This window comes from Lactobacillus crispatus (assembly GCF_018987235.1).
Taxonomy (GTDB): domain Bacteria; phylum Bacillota; class Bacilli; order Lactobacillales; family Lactobacillaceae; genus Lactobacillus; species Lactobacillus crispatus.
The window spans coordinates 1,834,111-1,851,227 of the sequence record NZ_CP072197.1; the positions used below are offsets into that span (position 1 = coordinate 1,834,111).

Annotated in this window: 14 protein-coding genes, 1 tRNA gene and 1 pseudogene; 2 read left to right on the forward strand and 14 right to left on the reverse strand. The window is 34.7% G+C overall.

All coding sequences use genetic code 11. The features are described from left to right. Positions 1-110 precede the first annotated feature (110 nt). Positions 111-518 (forward strand): phosphate-starvation-inducible protein PsiE, encoded by a 408-nt coding sequence (gene psiE, locus J6L97_RS08905; protein WP_013085919.1) that lies wholly within the window; start codon positions 111-113, stop codon positions 516-518. A 219-nt stretch (positions 519-737) separates the two neighbouring features. Here psiE and J6L97_RS08910 read toward each other — a convergent pair. From J6L97_RS08910 to J6L97_RS08935, 6 genes are all read right to left on the reverse strand, one after another. Next, positions 738-810: transfer RNA gene (locus tag J6L97_RS08910), tRNA-Thr, on the reverse strand. 74 nt (positions 811-884) lie between these two features. After that, positions 885-1,643: an NADPH-dependent oxidoreductase gene (locus J6L97_RS08915; RefSeq protein ID WP_054832636.1), complete on the reverse strand. Its 759-nt coding sequence runs from the start codon at positions 1,641-1,643 to the stop codon at positions 885-887. Between the two features lie 124 nt (positions 1,644-1,767). Continuing rightward, on the reverse strand, positions 1,768-2,139 hold the full coding sequence (locus J6L97_RS08920) for a hypothetical protein (protein WP_054832635.1): 372 nt from the start codon (positions 2,137-2,139) through the stop codon (positions 1,768-1,770). Between the two features lie 45 nt (positions 2,140-2,184). Further along, the gene (locus J6L97_RS08925; protein WP_057726144.1) at positions 2,185-4,422 is read right to left on the reverse strand and encodes a DEAD/DEAH box helicase; all 2,238 of its coding nucleotides are present in this window, start codon (positions 4,420-4,422) and stop codon (positions 2,185-2,187) included. 9 nt (positions 4,423-4,431) lie between these two features. Beyond that, a complete protein-coding gene (locus J6L97_RS08930; RefSeq protein WP_057726142.1) occupies positions 4,432-5,760 on the reverse strand; it encodes an ATP-binding protein in 1,329 nt (442 codons plus the stop codon). Between the two features lie 4 nt (positions 5,761-5,764). Then, positions 5,765-7,585 (reverse strand): TerB N-terminal domain-containing protein, encoded by a 1,821-nt coding sequence (locus J6L97_RS08935; RefSeq protein WP_057726140.1) that lies wholly within the window; start codon positions 7,583-7,585, stop codon positions 5,765-5,767. A gap of 205 nt (positions 7,586-7,790) precedes the next feature. On the opposite strand from J6L97_RS08935, the gene J6L97_RS08940 reads away from it, so the two are divergent. After that, positions 7,791-9,449 (forward strand): phosphoenolpyruvate carboxykinase (ATP), encoded by a 1,659-nt coding sequence (locus J6L97_RS08940; protein WP_054832632.1) that lies wholly within the window; start codon positions 7,791-7,793, stop codon positions 9,447-9,449. 94 nt (positions 9,450-9,543) lie between these two features. Here the strand turns inward: J6L97_RS08940 and J6L97_RS08945 are convergent, their stop codons facing one another. The 8 genes and pseudogenes from J6L97_RS08945 to J6L97_RS08980 form a co-directional block, all read right to left on the reverse strand. Further along, positions 9,544-11,121 (reverse strand): ATP-binding cassette domain-containing protein, encoded by a 1,578-nt coding sequence (locus tag J6L97_RS08945; protein WP_057726138.1) that lies wholly within the window; start codon positions 11,119-11,121, stop codon positions 9,544-9,546. After that, positions 11,108-12,295, reverse strand: a complete 1,188-nt coding sequence (locus tag J6L97_RS08950) for an ATP-binding cassette domain-containing protein (protein WP_081036399.1) — start codon at positions 12,293-12,295, stop codon at positions 11,108-11,110. The genes J6L97_RS08945 and J6L97_RS08950 overlap by 14 nt, the downstream gene beginning before the upstream one ends. A 52-nt stretch (positions 12,296-12,347) precedes the next feature. Then, entirely contained in the window at positions 12,348-12,692 is a 345-nt protein-coding gene (locus J6L97_RS08955) for a hypothetical protein (protein WP_057726134.1), read from the reverse strand. Between the two features lies 1 nt (position 12,693). Next, entirely contained in the window at positions 12,694-14,235 is a 1,542-nt protein-coding gene (locus J6L97_RS08960; protein ID WP_057726132.1) for an ATP-binding cassette domain-containing protein, read from the reverse strand. Between the two features lie 21 nt (positions 14,236-14,256). Further along, entirely contained in the window at positions 14,257-14,787 is a 531-nt protein-coding gene (locus J6L97_RS08965; RefSeq protein WP_081036398.1) for a lanthionine synthetase LanC family protein, read from the reverse strand. A gap of 18 nt (positions 14,788-14,805) precedes the next feature. Then, positions 14,806-15,425: pseudogene (locus J6L97_RS08970) on the reverse strand (transposase family protein). A gap of 42 nt (positions 15,426-15,467) precedes the next feature. Continuing rightward, positions 15,468-16,325 carry an IS982 family transposase gene (locus J6L97_RS08975; protein WP_118992340.1) on the reverse strand — a complete coding sequence of 286 codons (858 nt, stop codon included), beginning with the start codon at positions 16,323-16,325 and terminating at the stop codon, positions 15,468-15,470. Between the two features lie 79 nt (positions 16,326-16,404). Then, positions 16,405-17,061: a lanthionine synthetase LanC family protein gene (locus J6L97_RS08980; RefSeq protein WP_057727091.1), complete on the reverse strand. Its 657-nt coding sequence runs from the start codon at positions 17,059-17,061 to the stop codon at positions 16,405-16,407. Between the last annotated feature and the right edge of the window lie 56 nt (positions 17,062-17,117).

The following is a 17,117-nucleotide window of genomic DNA, read 5'->3' on the forward strand; positions in this document are numbered from 1 at the left end:
TTATTATAGAAAAGAAAAAGCGCTTTCGCATGTTTGACGCATAATATTTAGCACACTAGCCCTAATCTTATTGCTTATTCTATAATGGTAAAAAAGAAAGGATTAAAGCCATGAAAAACTTCAACAAATTTACCGCTAAATTTGCTCGCCTTTTACAGAATCTACTAGTAGTCGCAATTGGTTTACTCGGGATTATTCTGATCATACTCTTATTCCGCGATCTAATTCCACTTTGCCAATCATTATTTTCAACTAAGATCGAAGAAAGCAACTCCGAGATTATGTCAGAAATTATCGTTTTCTTCCTCTTCTTTGAATTTACTGCAATGATTATTTCAGCCTTGCGTCATCACGGTCACACTAGCATCAATTTTCTATTGGGCTTAGGTGTTACTGCGCTAATTCGCAGTCTGATTACTTCTCATAGTAACATTTGGAGTACGCTTGCCACTTCTGCTTCAATTTTAGTACTAGTAATCGCAATGATTATTTTCAATAAAAATCTGCGTAATATGTAAAAACTGTATCACTCTAGGCTAATGTCATTGGAGTGATACAGTTTTTTGTTTTACTAATTAACTTTGCACCATGAACTCATTAAGTTGTTTCTTAGAAAAAACATTGCCATATCTGCATACTACGTTTCCTTTCATTATTGAACGTAATTCATACAACCAAAAAAAGCATCATTTATTAACAATATTGAAAATAAATAATGCTTTTTAGTAATACTCTGATGCTGAATGCCAGAGTCGAACTGGCGACCTTCTCTTTACGAGGGAGATGCTCTACCAACTGAGCTAATTCAGCGACCTCACAACAAATGAATTATACCAAAACAACGCACCGGGTGCAATCACCACAGCATTATTCTTGTTGCAATTCTATTTCCAATCTAAACAAAGGCCTTGTTTATGCAATTCTTCCGGCAATTGATCCCGATCGGTCTCATGATCATCAAGCTTTTTACCAGTAATCTGCTTGGTAAATGAATCAATCCGGCGATTAGCATCCCGCAAATCATAATAAGTCGTCACTACATCATCGTATCCCTTAAGATCCTTCACATCAAAATCCTTCTTATAACTGCCCTCAAAACAGGTAAATTCAAGTGGCAAGCGCGGCTTCAATTGTGGTTCTTGATCTGGCACACCAACTTGCATCCCCAACACTGGAAAAGTCAGTTTTGGCAAATCTAAAGTCTTAAGCATCTCCAAAGGATGATCATTCACCGTACCAAGTGGCACATAGCCTAATCCCATGCTTTCTACCGCATTAGCCACATTCTGAAAAGCAAGCAGTGTATCTTCCATAGCTTGGAAAAAGATATCAGTCGTATGAACACGGCCATCATCTTTGCCAAGTTGTTGACGAATTTGTTGATTACGGTACAAATCAACAATGAAGATAAATAAGTCACCTTCGGCGCCAACATACTTCTGATTGCAAAGCTCTTGGATTTTCTTTTTCTGTTCAGGATCAGTTACATGAAGCAAACTGGCATTTTGCATAAACATGCTCGTTGCAGTATGTTGAAAAACTGTGTATAAAGTTTCCAATTGTTCCTTATTCAGCACTTCATCTTTAAATTTTCTAATTGATCTATGATTGATTTGTGCATCAACTGTTGAATTATGTAGCATTGCGCTCCTCTTTTCACTTACTTCTTTTTTATAAGTAGTGTACAAAATTATAGTCTCCTTTGTAAAGTTACTATTTAAAATTGAGCCTAACAAAAAATTCCCGCCAAATTGAGCAGGAATTTTTTTACTTTTTATCCAATTTAACCATTTGTGCATTAACTAAGGCTGCAGCTTGCTCAGCTTGATTTTTAGCTTGAGCATAAATCGTCAAATTTTCATCGCCTTCACTCAATACTCGAGCAAAAGCAATTTGTTCTGCCATCAATAAGTTGAACAATGAATCCCATTGCTTATCATCAAACTTAATTTTCTTAGCAGTAATTCTTGGCATTAATTGACGTGTTTTGTTAAATGCTTTCTCCAAAATCTGTTCATCGGCATCAGTCAAATCACGCACATTATAAGCTTGATGAACTTGGTGCACCTTGATTAATTCCTTAAGCAAATCACGTGCCTGGGCATCTTTAGAAACAGATTGATTAATTTTTAAAGCCATTTTTATTCTCTTTTCTAATCAGTTTTTTTCTATTATAACAGAATTCTACTTATTCTCTTGATAGTCCTCTGCCATTGCCTTAACACACCGTCTCATTTCTTGAATATCCAAAACGCTCTGCGCAAATTCTTTTCTAAGTAATTCATCTGGCAAATATTGATCATACTTATCAATTCCAGGAACTTCCTTAGGATAAACCAGGTCTAAGGGATCAAAGTCTTTTTGTGCTTCTTCATTAATGATCCGCCAGAAGTCATCCTCATCGGCATCCATTGCAAAGTACATGAAATATGGACGAGAAGAATTAAAGCCACGAATATTTAGTTTTTCACCGCATTTAATTCTAATTAACCGTTCCAATGCTAAAAATGCGTAAGTCCCTGTCCAAGGAAAAAGACACCACATATTGCCACCTAATTTGATCAGATTCTTCTTTGGCAACTCAGCCAAGGCGGCAGTGTCACGTGCTTGGGTTAATCTTGCTTGAGCATTCTGCATTAAATACGGATACATCCCCTTTTCAGTCAGCACCTTTTTCATTCTTTGCAAAATTTTCGGCTGAATATCCCCCGGCACGTCCCCAAAGAAAGCAGGAATTCTTCCCTTCACCTCATGGCAATATACTTGATGGCGCTTGCGATCAACATCTTCAACTACCCAAACGCGACCAGCAATTGCAATCTTATCCCCAACGGGAGGGGGCTTCACGATTGTTCCTAATTCTTCACTGCCGGCATGCACACTGAATTCCTCATTTTCCTGAAAAACAGCGTAAAATTTAAAGTTATTCACAACTTTTTCACCAGCAAGACCAACAATTAAGCCATGATTTTCAGTCCATTCAATGTGACCAGTTTTAAGCAGATGCTTTAATAAGACGCGATAGTCTTCTTGCGAAACATTATGAAAATACGATAGAGTTAATACCCTTGAAGCTAATTCTGCTGGTGTCATTTCCCCGCCTGATGCCAGCGTACTCATAGTTTGATGATAGAGTAAACTATAGGGAAGGCGGTTAGGTGCAGGCGGTTCAACCCATTTTTCTTCTGCATAAAGCTGCACTAAGGCAATCCCTTGCAACAGTGGCCATGGAATCAATTCCGGTAACATTGCCCGCGATTCAGGATGCTCTTCACGCATAACAAAGTGCATTTCCGGGGGATTGCCACGGCGACCTGTGCGTCCCATTCTTTGTAAAAAACCGGATACGGTAAACGGAGCATCAATTTGAAAGGCTGCTTCTAGTTGTCCAATATCGATTCCTAGTTCTAATGTTGCCGTAGCACAAGTTGTCATATAGACATCTTCATCTTTCATCGCTGCTTCTGCCGTTTCACGCAATGCAGGTGACAAATTGCCATGATGAATCATAAAACGATCGGATTCATGATTATATGCACAATAAGCCCGCAACTCCTGACAAACTGCCTCACACTCTTCTCGACTATTGGTAAAAACTAAACATTTTCTGCCACGCGTATGTTCAAAAATATAGCCAATTCCTGGATCTGCCAATTCGGGGGCCTGATCAGTTTTAGGTTCAATCTGGCTTGGATCATAATCTTTGCTGCTAGCTTGGGGATCTGTCTGATAAAAATGTTCCATCGATAGATGCCAGATTTGAGGTTGATTTTGCACTTTGGGCGCGACAGTTTTCCGATTAGAACCTGCACCTAAAAAAGCACTAGCCTCTTTCAAATTGCCAATCGTTGCAGAAAGTCCGATTCTTCTTGGATTGACTCCAGCTAACTTGCTTAGCCGCTCGATTAAACAGAAAGTCTGTCCACCACGATCACTTCGCAAAAATGAATGTAGTTCATCTACTACAATATATTTCAATCCACCGAATAAATGCGGGATGTCCATATGCTTATTAATCATAAAACTCTCGAGTGATTCTGGGGTAATCTGCAAAATTCCCGAGGGATGTTTGAGCAGCTTTCTCTTCTGCGTTTGAGCCACATCACCGTGCCAGCGCCAAACAGGGATATCCACATCCTGGCACAACTCGATCAACCGATCATATTGATCATTAATCAAAGCTTTTAATGGTGCAATATACAGCACCTTAACAGAATCTTCCGGCTCTTGATAAATATCCGACAAAATTGGGAAAAAGGCCGCTTCTGTTTTTCCTGATGCAGTTGAAGCTGAGAGCAATACATTATCCTCAGTTTCAAAAATTTCCTCAGCTGCAGCCACCTGAATCGGGCGCAAGGTACGCCATCCATGTTCATAAATATAGTCTTGAATAAAAGGCGCGTAATGTGAAAAAACGTCCATAATTAATCCTTAAATTTGAAATTCAGTGTAATCTTTTTCTTGATTATCAGATACTGTTTCAGACTTAGCATATGAAAATTGGTCTGAATTAAGCAAAGTCTGAATATCTGTCTGTGGATTTTGCCAAACAATGTCTAACAATTCAATAAAGTCACGAATAATTTCACGCGGCGTAATATTAGTATCCGCACCAACCCGCGCATATTCAATCTTGATAAATTGCGCTAAATCATCATCCGTAATTGTCCGTTCATAGCCATAAAGTCCCGCATGCATGTCAGCCAATTTTTCCGTTAAAACCAACATCTCTTCTGCGGTTAGTGGTTCCAGCTTAATCACTGGCGCATACATATCACGCGCACCTGCTTGAGCAAATTTTCCAGTTGCTAATCTACTACGCAAAGCTTCATATGAATAAACGCCACGGCGACGATCCTCGATTGCTTGCGGTGTACCACACATGATGATTCCCAGGTATTTTGCCTTTCCCTGCAAGGTATCGTTATACATCGTCAAAATCTTTTCATAGTTGTACTGGCGGCTAATTGCATTCGGAATTTTATAGATATTAACCAATTCATCAATCATAATCATTAAACCAGCATAGCCCGCTTGTCTAAAGAAAGTCGCAAATAACTTTAAATATTCATACCAATCACTATCACTAATAATGATATCAACGCCTAATTCCTTTTTAGCCTCAGTCTTATGGCTATATTCTCCTCTGAACCACTTGACTACTTTAGCCTTAGTCTCATCATCACCACTCATATAAGCGTGATAGTACATGTTCAGCAATTTAGCAAAATCAAAACCATGAACTAATTCGTTTAATGAAGAAATGACGCCATAGATTTTCTGGTCAACTGCTTGCTCAAATTTAGGATCATCATTATTTAAGCCTGTTTCTTGCGAAACTTGCATCTGCACTGAATTAATCCAGCGATCTAGAATCAAAGTCAAGGCACCACCTTCAGGCCTAGTCTTAGTTGATAAGTTCTGAATTAATTCACGGTATGTTGCTAAACCCTGTCCTTTTGATCCTTGCAGCCGACGTTCAGGTGATAAATCACCATCTACAACAACAAAATTTTTATCCATCACATAGTTACGGATCGTTTGAAGTAAAAAGCTTTTTCCTGAGCCATAACGACCCACGATAAAACGAAAGCTTGCCCCGCCTTCTTGAATAACATCCACATCGTGTAATAGGGCCTCAATCTCGGCCTTTCTCCCCACGGTAATATAAGGTAACCCTATTCTTGGCACTACCCCACCCTTTAATGAATTAAGGACAGTTTGCGCAATTCTTTTTGGTACTCTTCTTTTTTGTGGCATGATTTCATCCCTTCAAAAACATATCTTTTAAGTCATCTACATAATCGGTAATTACTTGTGGTTGGTCCTGTTCGTTATTTTCTAAAACCACATCACCGAATTCATCAAATAATTTTTCATTAATATTATCCATCAAAATTGATGCCATTAAGTGGTGCTGCTTCAAATAGGTCTGCCAAGGCTGCTGCATCAGCAATGCAGTTAAGAAAAACATTTCATTTTCATCTAAGCCATATTCATTATCAACTTTGACAGTTTCATCTGCTTGTTTTTCTACTTCTTCTTGCGCTTCTGCCTGCTCTAGCTGCTTTTCCTCATCCGTTAACAAACTATCACGCGTCTTCGAAGCATTGGCCCGAATTTGATCCAAATCGGAAAAATCAATCTTAATCTGATCAATCTGCGCCTTTTTTTCTTGAATGCGATATTCAGCAACCCCCGCGTTAATTGCCTTAAGTACAGCTTGATCAATAAATCGCGGCTTAATCGATCGACCTAGTTTAAATTCTGTTCGCGCCACTCTATCTAATTCATGGAGAAAATTATTTAAATTAACCCGCTGACGGCTGATTTGTTGATCACAATGAATTTGCCATTTTCCTTGGTAAAAATGATACTTTCTTACTGCATCAATCTGATGGTCAGCTACTTGTTGTTTTCGCAGATAAAAAACACTGCCTGCAAAGATTGGCTTTTCAATTATATCAGGCTTGCCCACAAACGCACTGTAATATGCAATGCCGTATTTTTTAGCATCCAGCAGCTCCAGCCACACGTAACGCAACAGTTGAACAAATAACTTTTCATTCTTATTAATAACTTTAGATGAATTCCAATAAGTCGTTTTCTTTGCAAAGACTGCTGCTAACTCTTGCGCAGTAAATTTTTCTGGATGGTGTAAAACCTCATAATCATGATCACGCTTAATCTCAGATGCAAAGCGCTGCTTAATAATTTTTTCGTCTAAATCATAATAAAGAACATAATCTTTGAGCCAGTCTTGTAAATATACATCAATACTAATGTCAAATTGTCGCACATATTTTCCTTCAAATTCTAACAGCTTTTCATATCCATCTTGTGCGTCATCAACACCAATATTGTTCAGTAATTCATAAATATAAACAAAGGCATAGGATGTACTCGTTTTTTCAAAAACATGCTGGCGAATCTTGCTGCGCCAAGTAAAGTAACTTCTAAGCTGCCCAGTATTCATATCATGATAAGTTGGATAAAAACGCTTAAAGGCAAAAAATTCAGGATAATCATCATCATAGTCGGCCATCATCCTAGCCTGTTGATAAAAATTCTTAGCTCGGCCACGACTGGGCAAAATGCTGTAGTCATAAATTTCTAGCATCTTTCTAATTCTATCTGGAACCAGACTATTGTTATGCTTCTTGCAAAGATTTTCACTTGGTTTAATTGCTTGGGCTTGATAGCGGTCATCTACTTTATCTGGTGCAATATAAAAATATTGATTCTGGGCGATATTTACTTCATCACCATTCATCGCCAGTTTAAAAGCAAAATCAAGTGCTTTTTTGAGTGAATCTTCACTAACTTTTTCTAATATTGCCCCAACCCAATCTGCCGCCTTGATCTTCATTGGATCAGTGAAGCCAGGCAAATCTCTTATTAGTGCAGCCATTGCACCACATTTCAGGTCCAATATACTCTGACCTTGCCCACGTGATAACATCGCAAAATAACCACTATCAACTGGTGACATTAAAACGTAAACGCTAGTGGAACCTGGTACAGCAGGCTTAAATTTCAAACCATATTTGGCATAGACATATTTGAAGAGTTGATTTGAATCCATTTTGTCTCCTTTTTTCGCACGTACGTTCATTATATCATCGATTTATTTTTTACCAAAGTCACGCATGTCAGCTCCTCATGTATATTTTTAAGTTTCATAAATTTTATATTTGTGTGGTTATTAACAAACAATTATGTTACTATAGTTTATGTAAGTTATTGAAAGCGTTTTTATAAAAGCTTCCTAGAGAGGACAAAAACTTAATATGAGTACAAAAGAACGTTATTCTCAAGATGAATTAAGAAAAGATAATCCAATGTTTAGCCGCACTCGTGCCACTATTGAAAGTGCATTTTACGGCAACAATGTCCACGAAGTAACCAGTGTTGCAGAAGCTTATAACTTAGCTAAGAAGCAATCAGGCGTTATTGTTACTGACTTGCCAATCTTACACACTAAGGAATTAGGTTTGCCACATGGTGCAACTCAATTGGTTTACAACCACGGCAAGATTTTAGGTAGAACTGCCAGTGCTCGTCACTTCGTTGACAATCCTAATGAAGATGCTGAAGCATTAGACGGCAACTTACGTGAAGATATTTACAAGGGACATGAACAAAAATACTTAAAGGCTACTGTTTTAGTAGGTCTTGACCCATCATTCACTGTAAAAGCTCACATCATGATGCCCGAAGATCAAGCCTTTAACCTTCTTTCATACATCCTCAACTTCCATTTCTTTGACGATGAAGCTGAAAAATTATACGAAAAGTCAAAGTTCTACGATGAACCAGACATTTACTTCTACTTTGATCCAAATGTTCAAGATGAAGATTACCCTAAGGGCTTAGGCGTATTTGACGCTCCACATAACTGTGCCGCTGTCTTTAACCTTCGCTACTTCGGTGAACTTAAGAAGGGTACTTTAACCTTAGCTTGGGCAATTGCTCACCGTCACGGCTACACTGCATGTCACGGTGGTGAAAAGTCATTCCACTTTGACGACAAAGACGACAAGACCTTTGCATTCTACGGCTTGTCAGGTTCAGGTAAGTCAACTTTGACTCACGAAATGTACGATGGTAAATATGACATCACTGTTTTACACGATGATGCCTTCATTATTTCACGTGAAGACGGTTCTTCAGTAGCTCTTGAACCTTCATACTTTGACAAGACTCACGACTACCCAGCAGGCCACCACGAGACTAAGTACTACACCACTATTATGAACTGTGATGTAACCTTAGACAAAGACGGCAAGAAAGTTATCGTAACCGAAGACTTACGTAACAACAACGGTCGTGTTATCAAGACCCGCTACACTAGTCCTCACCGTGTAGACTTTGAAAAGTCACCAATTACTGCATTGTTCTGGATTATGAAGGACGGTTCATTACCTCCAATCATCAAGATCGATGACCCAGTATTGGCAACTACTATGGGTTGTACTTTAGCAACCAAGCGTACTTCAGCTGAAAACTTACCTAAGGGCTTTGACATGAATACTTTGGTTATTGAACCATTTGCAGACCCATTTAGAGCCTACCCAGTTTCAGGTGACTACAGAGACTTCAAGGAATTGTTCACTAAGCGTGGTGCTAGTTGCTACAGCTTGAACACCGACGCATTCATGGGCAAGGATATTCCTAAGGAAGTTACTAAGAAGTTAATCGAAGACTTGGCTAACGGCAACATCAAGGATAGCGACTTCAAGCCATTCGGTAACTTCAAGGGTGTATCATACTTACCTATTGATGGTTATGAAGTTCACCTTGAAGACCCAGAATACCAAAAGACCTTAGCTAAGAGAATGCAAGATCGTTTGAACTGGCTCAACAAGTACGATGAAGAACACCCAGAAACACCAATCCAAGATGAAGCTAAGAAGACCTTGGAAGCTATCATCAAGGAATTGAGCTAATATTAAGGAATAAAATATTGCCTCAGATAATTGAAAATTTAGTTTCTTAATGACGAAAAGACGAGAGTTAATTAAGCTCTCGTCTTTTTTAGCGTTAATCATTTTCCCATGTTATTACATGATCAAACATAGCTTTTGTAGTTTTATCCAAGTTATGTGCAATGAATAATATAGTCTTATTCGTTTTAAGAATTTGAGAAATTATTCTAGATGACCCAGCCTGATCAATTGCACTAGTTCCTTCATCAATTAATAAAATTTTACTATTATGAATTTCTGCTCTAGCTAATATAATTTTTTGTCTTTGACCACCTGAAATATTATTTTGGTCCAAATTAATTTCTGTATTTAGACCCATAGGAAATTTTTCTAAATCATCTTTTAATTGTACTTTTTTTACTACTTCTTGAGCATCATTAACTAGCGTAGAATCAAACATAGTTATATTATTCATAACAGTTGTAGGAAAAAGAATTGGATACTGTGGTAAATAGCCAATTTTACTGAAATCTGGATTTATTTCTTTACCTTTTTGATTAAAGTATACAACTTTACCAGTATCAGGTTGTAATTCTCCTAAAATTATTTTAAATAATGTAGATTTACCTATGCCACTTTTCCCAGTTAATAATATTTTTTCTCCTTTTTGAATCTTGAAATTAGGAAATCTTATTTTCTTATTGTCTTTAAAGGTAATTGCTAAATTCTCAACCGAAAATGCTACTGGAGTTTTACCTTGATTGTTAGATGCGTTAGCTACACTTTTTCTAACTTGTAATATTTGCTCATTAATTTTAGTTGTACTTTTAATTCGTCCCGTAAAATTTGATACTGCCATTAAAGAGCCGAACAAAAACCAATTAAAATTACTAATACTTGAAATTAAACCAAACTGAGTAATTTTCTTAATAACTAAATAACCTGTCAGAATTAAAATTAACATATCCCCTAACGAATAGACTACTTTATTTAAAAAATCCAAGTTTGAATCTACAATTTGATTTTTTTTAATCGCTTTTTCAGGCTGAGTAGATGCTCTCGAAAGAACGTCAAATAACTTAGCACCAGCCATAAATCGCCTGATTTCGGAAATTCCAACAAGCCAATAACCTATTTTTTTAAGATATTGGCGATTAGCAGTAGAGATATTCTGACCTGCCTTTTCTAATTTTTCCTCTAATATCTTAGGCATTAAAATTTGAATAAATGCAACTACTGCAGATAAAACACCAATGCTCCAATGAAAGCTTAGTAAGGAAAATAAAACACCAATTGCAACTGTTGAATTATAGAAAATTTGTAGCCATGAATTAGCATAATTTTCTTTAACTAAGGATAAATCATTAATCATTTGATTTTGCATTAAAGCAATATTGCTTGTCGTTTCAAAATAATGATTAGATAACTCCTGACGAACTTTATGATTTAATTCTTCTACCTGCTTGGACCATATATATCGTGGGTAACATCCAAAGAAATAAGCTGTAATTAACATAAGTGTCTGAATTAAAATCATATAGAGAAAAAGATTTAAATTCTTATTTTTTATTGCATCAAACTGCCATGTTAATGCATAAGAAGATATTATTGTAACTGAAGCATTAAATATACATAAAATGATGACAAAAATAAAACGAATTGGATTAATTTTATATAAATCATATATTGTCATTTTCGTCACTACCTTTCTTGAAAAGGTGAATTTCTCTATCAAATGTTGCTTTCTGCTCTGGAGTTAAATTATGTGCAATCATAATAATTGTTGATGGTAATTCTGATATTACTTTTAGAATTTTAGTTGTTGCTATAGTATCAATTGCACTTGTAGGTTCATCCAAAAAGATTATACTTTTAGGATCAATTATTTCTCTTGCTAAAACTATCTTTTGTTTTTGCCCACCAGAGAGGACAATATTATCAGGCTTAATCACAGATTCAATTTCTTTAACAGAAAGATCTAGATCTACTTTTTCTAGAATTTTATCAACTTCACTATTCAAGCGAGCATTAAACATAGTAATATTATTTTTTATACTGCTAGGAAAAAGTGTTACATCTTGTGCAATATAACCAATCCGATCAAAATCAGGAATAATATCTTGATTTTCACTATTGCGATATTGAATCTCACCTTCACTTGGTTTTTCTATACCTAGTAATAATTTGATAAACGTAGATTTTCCACAACCACTTACACCTGTAAGTAATATATGCTCTCCTTTTTTTATACAAATATCAGGATACTCAATCTTATCTCCATCAGTAAATTTCTTAACTAAATTGATTGATCTAATTAACTTTACTTTATCAGGATCCTTTTTATCCGTCGGTTCAGGCTGTATCTTAGTCAAATTAGTTATTTTACTTCTTAAATCATAGCTAGAATTTAACAGATTAATATTATTAGAGAAGTCCCATAATGAGTTGAAAATATCATTAGCAAAATAACTTGCTGTTACAATTGCACCAAATTTTATCTTGCCTTCAAAGTACAGTATTCCAGCTATTAATGGCACTATCACACGTCCCATAACATCTACTATTCCTTGAATAAATTGAGAAAAAGTAATAATGCGCATTTTATTTATTTCGCTATCTTCCAATTTACTTGATGAGGTAGCAATAACTCTAGGAAATATTTTCTTAGCATGATATCTTTTTAATTCACCAAGTCCCGATCCCCATTTTGCAATTGTATTAAGAAATCTATTGTTGGCAACAGAGACCCTATTTGTAGCATTAATATTTAACTTTTTCAGATATTTAGGTAATAAAATTGATATAAAACCAATCACTAGAGTTGAAAATACTAAAATCGGTGCTAAAGTAAACAACGTACCTACCATTAAGAAAATATCTAGCAAATCACACCAGAAATAAAATATATTAGTATAATAATTATCGTCTATCAGTTGTTAAGTTAGTTTCCATTTTTGCTAAGTCATGTTCATTTTTTCGGTAAAATGAATATACTATCTTTTCTCTATAACTATGAAAAAGATCTTGCGTCTGATTTACAAATAAAATCCTTCCATAATTATAAACTCCATTAGATAAGCCTACCAATACAAAATGCATGATGCTTAATTTTAAGAATAAATACCAATTATTATCTAAGATGGAATTCATTTGAGGATCAATTATATAAATGCTTAATGTTGATATAGATTGTGAAAATAATAGAATTATACTAATAATAAACGCCCGTATTCTATTTATTTTTAGCCAAGCTATAAAATTCATTCTATCCCTCCAATTCTTCTATCTTTCTTTTTAATGCTTTAATCTCATTAATTGATACATCTTCATCTTGAATCAGTTGACTCAATCTAAATTTCATTAATTGCAGATCGTTGTTAAATTTTGGTTGCTCATCTCTTACATAAAACTCATTAATAAGTTGATTATTTTGAATTTTTAAAGTTTTAAAATTCAAATTATTGACAAAACTTTGATCATGCGAAACTAATATTAAAGCAAACGGATACTTCTTTACAAACAATTCTAAAGCTTTAATAGAATTTATATCTAGAAAATTAGTTGGCTCATCTAATACCAGGAAATTATAATCTCCCAATAAAATCTGAGCTAATTTATAACAAATTAATTCTCCTCCACTCAAAGTACTAATTTTATTAGACATTACTCTAGTTAAATGCAAATCACCTAAAAGCTGCATTGTTGTCGTATTATCAAAAATACTTTGCTTTTGAATTTCAGATATTAATGTATTATCATCTTTAGCTTTTGAAGATATATTTTGACTAAAATATCCGATTTTAGCTTTAGAACTTCTCCAAGAATCTAATTTTTTTTCAACCAATTGTGCTAAAAAAACAGACTTCCCACTACCATTTTCACCAAATAGAACTAATTTATCACCATTAGCAATTTTGATTTCATTATTAATTTGAAACAGCCTCTTACCTTTAATACTAATTTCCTGCTTATTAATTCTCACCAAACTTTCTTTCTGATTTAAGGATTCATCTTTAATAAAATTCTTTAAAGTAATAGGATGATATATTTTTGGCTTTTTTAAATTTTGGCTTTTTTCAACAGCTCTATTTTCTAACTGTTTGCTAACTCGAAATAGCCTCTTTTCTATTCCACTACTATCCTTTATTTTCCAATCTGATTGCGAAATATTTTTCTTCTTCTTAGTAGCGTGTAGTGCACGTTCCCTATATATATATTGTGCTCGTCTTAATTTTTTTATCTCTCTATTTTCTTCTATATATACTCTTTCTTTTTCCTTTTCTTCTTGCCTTACTTTTTTCTGATATTGAGAATAGCTTCCTTTAAAAACTCTAATATTTTTATCCTTGATATCCCAAATAACATTAACTACCTTATTTAAAAAGTCCCTATCATGACTAACTATTATCATAGATTTATGTACTTTATTTAACTCACTAACCAACCATTTTTGCTGATTAATATCTAAATTAGAGGTAGGCTCATCCAGTAATAATAATGAGTCAGGAAACATTTTTAATTGAATCAATGCATTGATAATGCTAGCTTTTTCTTGCTCTCCTCCACTTTTTTCACTATATGAAATTATTTGTGGAACCATAATGAGCTTACAATTTTTTATAATATTACCTGAAACTGTAGCTAGATCTTTTTCTCCCATTAAAATTCTTAGAAAACTAGTCTTACCTACCCCATTATTACCAATAAGACCTATTTTCTGATCGTATTGTACATTTATGTTAACATTCTTTAGTAATACTTTATCTGAGTAGGCTAATTTAAAATTACTTAATCTTATAAGTTCCATCTTAATATTCACCTATTTTCTCTAATACAGTGCTAGCATTTTTAACCAGTTATCATTATTTTCATACTTTCTGTTAATTAATGTTAATACTACACCTGTAGACCCAGTCAAAAAGCCTATATCATCTTGAAATATTTCTTTAGATCCTAATTTAAATGGAGTTGGATAATCATAATTTCTAAACATAAAATCATAGTCATAATCAGCAAGCTCCATGATTTTACTTGTTATCTTATCTTCAAAATATTTTAAATTTGCATTATGCATCTTTCGATTTATATTTTCAACACATAATAGCAATCCCGAAAATCCATGGCAAATTGTAGCTGAATTTAAATCTAACTTTTTAGTATCTATCTTCGTTAATGTTAGTATCCCTTTCTCTGCATTTTTTTGAGTTTTACTATCTTTTAGTAAACTTGCACTATCATATAATGCATTAGCAATTCCTGGAGACCCATAACACCAACTTGCTCTAGGGAATTCATCATAACTATTAATGTCGTTTTTTCCTTTTCTTGTTGGCCACCAAAGCTTCTCATTTAAAACTATATTATTATACGCGTGGTGCTAGTTAAATCGTTCTAGACAATATGCCATATTATAAGCTAAAATAGCTATTTCTAGCCGCTGTTGAAAGCCTACTGGACTTCTTGCTCGATTATTCTCAGCGTTGTAATAACTAAGCAAAGAAAAGTCGCTTTCAATGCTTCTTCTAATTGCCATCATCGCTTACTATTGCGTGGACCTTGAAGCCATAATAATAGACTTTCTCGGTTGCTTTATAACCAATATCAGCTACGCCCCGAAAGATCTTGACACGATAATTGCGAACAGGCTGGGAAACTATCAATAATCAAAAATTCTCCAGCTGTCTTTACTTCTTGATTCCAAGCCTGACGGATACAACGAATTAGAGGCAAGAGCATTCGAGCTCGACGGTTAAAGCGAGAATGAGATAAGCCAACGAAGAATTTACAGAATCTTCGTTGAGATTCAATTCCAATTTCAGTTTGCCAAATGAGCATCGCTAAGATAGAACTATCAGGAAGCTTGGTCTGATCAACATTTTTACGATGTTTAAGTCCATCAGGCGCATAAAGCTTATACAGCGAGCGACAAATCACATTTAACCGATTAAAACTAACTTGTAAATGGTGAGAAAAACGCTTAAGCTTGAGATAGTTCAATTAGATCAGACTCTTTTCTATTTAAATTACTTACGCGTGGTGCTAGTTAAATCGTTCTAGACAATAAGCCAAATTATAAGCTAAAATTGCAATTTCCAACCGGCTTTGAAAGCCTATCAGACTACGTGCTCGATTGTTCTCGGCATTGTAATAGGTCAGAAGCGAAAAGTCGCTTTCAATTGTTCTGCGAATAGCCATCAATTGATGATCATTGTGCTTTTTAGCTCCTGTCATATTTTTACGATATGGTGTCCAAAGTTCATAACCCATTTGTTTTAGCTGTTGATGCAGTTCTTTGCCTAAATAGCCTTCGTCGCCAAGAAGATAGTAATTAGATGGATGTGCATTTTCCATCAGTTCAACTGTCTCCTTGGCATCATGAACTGATGCTTTTGTTACGACATAATCAAGAATGTAACCGTCATCGCTAACAATGGCATGAACTTTGAAACCATAGAAGTAAATTTTCTTGGTGGCCTTATAACCAATGTTGGCATAACCGCGAAAAATTTTAGCACGATAGTTGCGAATTGGTTGGCAAACAGGTACCGGAAAGCTGTCAATGATCAAGAAATGTCCATTCAGGTCAACCTTTTTATTCATTTCTTGCCGTATCTGATAAATCAATTGCAATAGCTGACGTGAACGCCGATTAAAACGTGAGTGTGATAAACAATTGAAACATTCACAGAATCTTCTTTGTGATTCAATTCCTGTCTTAGCTTGCCAGATAAGTAAAGCCAAAATCAGACTGTCCGTAGTTTTAATTTGATCAATATTTCGCCGATGAGTAAACTCAGCCGGTGCATACAAACGATACCAGTGCCGACAAATTATCACTAAATCTTTAAAACTAACTTGTAAATGGTGGCTAAAACGCTTAAGCTTAAGGCAGTTCAATCAGATCAGACTCTTTTCTATTATTACTATTTACAAGTCGAGTCTAACAAGATTGGACTTTTTTATTAACTAAAACGATTTAACTAGCACCACGCGTATTATTATCGTTATATAGGCTTAATAATTTACTTATAGCTTTTTTAGAATTAGCTGAACCCATTCTTTTGCGTTCTATTTCAGTTAATGCAGAAAGAGGTCCAGCAAGTCCGTGAGATAAACTAAAATTAACTGCTCCACTTGGATACATTTTAGACAAATATGGTAAAATCATTTTTTCAGATTTTATACAAAATGATCCACTATTAATAAAGTTCGTTAAATCATCCACCAAATAATTGAATATTAATTTATTATCTTGGTAAATATCTGTATTAAGCAAATATAAAATTATAGCTGTATATCCTTCAATTAAATCATAATCTGCTTCAACCAAATGACAAGTTAGAGAGCGCTTCAATTTCTTTCTATATTTTTGAATAACGCTGATATATAATTTGTTAAACTTATACTTAAGACTTTGTATTTTCTTATTTTTATCATCCGAATAATTTATTGCATATCCAATACCTGTTAAACCATTAAAGACACTCATAGTTACATTTTTCTTGGGAAAGTATTTTATTATTTGCTCTAAATAATATAACTTTAGATCAATATATTGTTCACCTGTAATTTTGAGACTGTAAAATAGTTTGTGTAAGGATGAATGATTCCTTAAATTTATTTCTTTAAACATTAGAAAAAGGAGTTCCTTTCTCGTATGATTGGTTTGAACAAAAAAACACATACAGA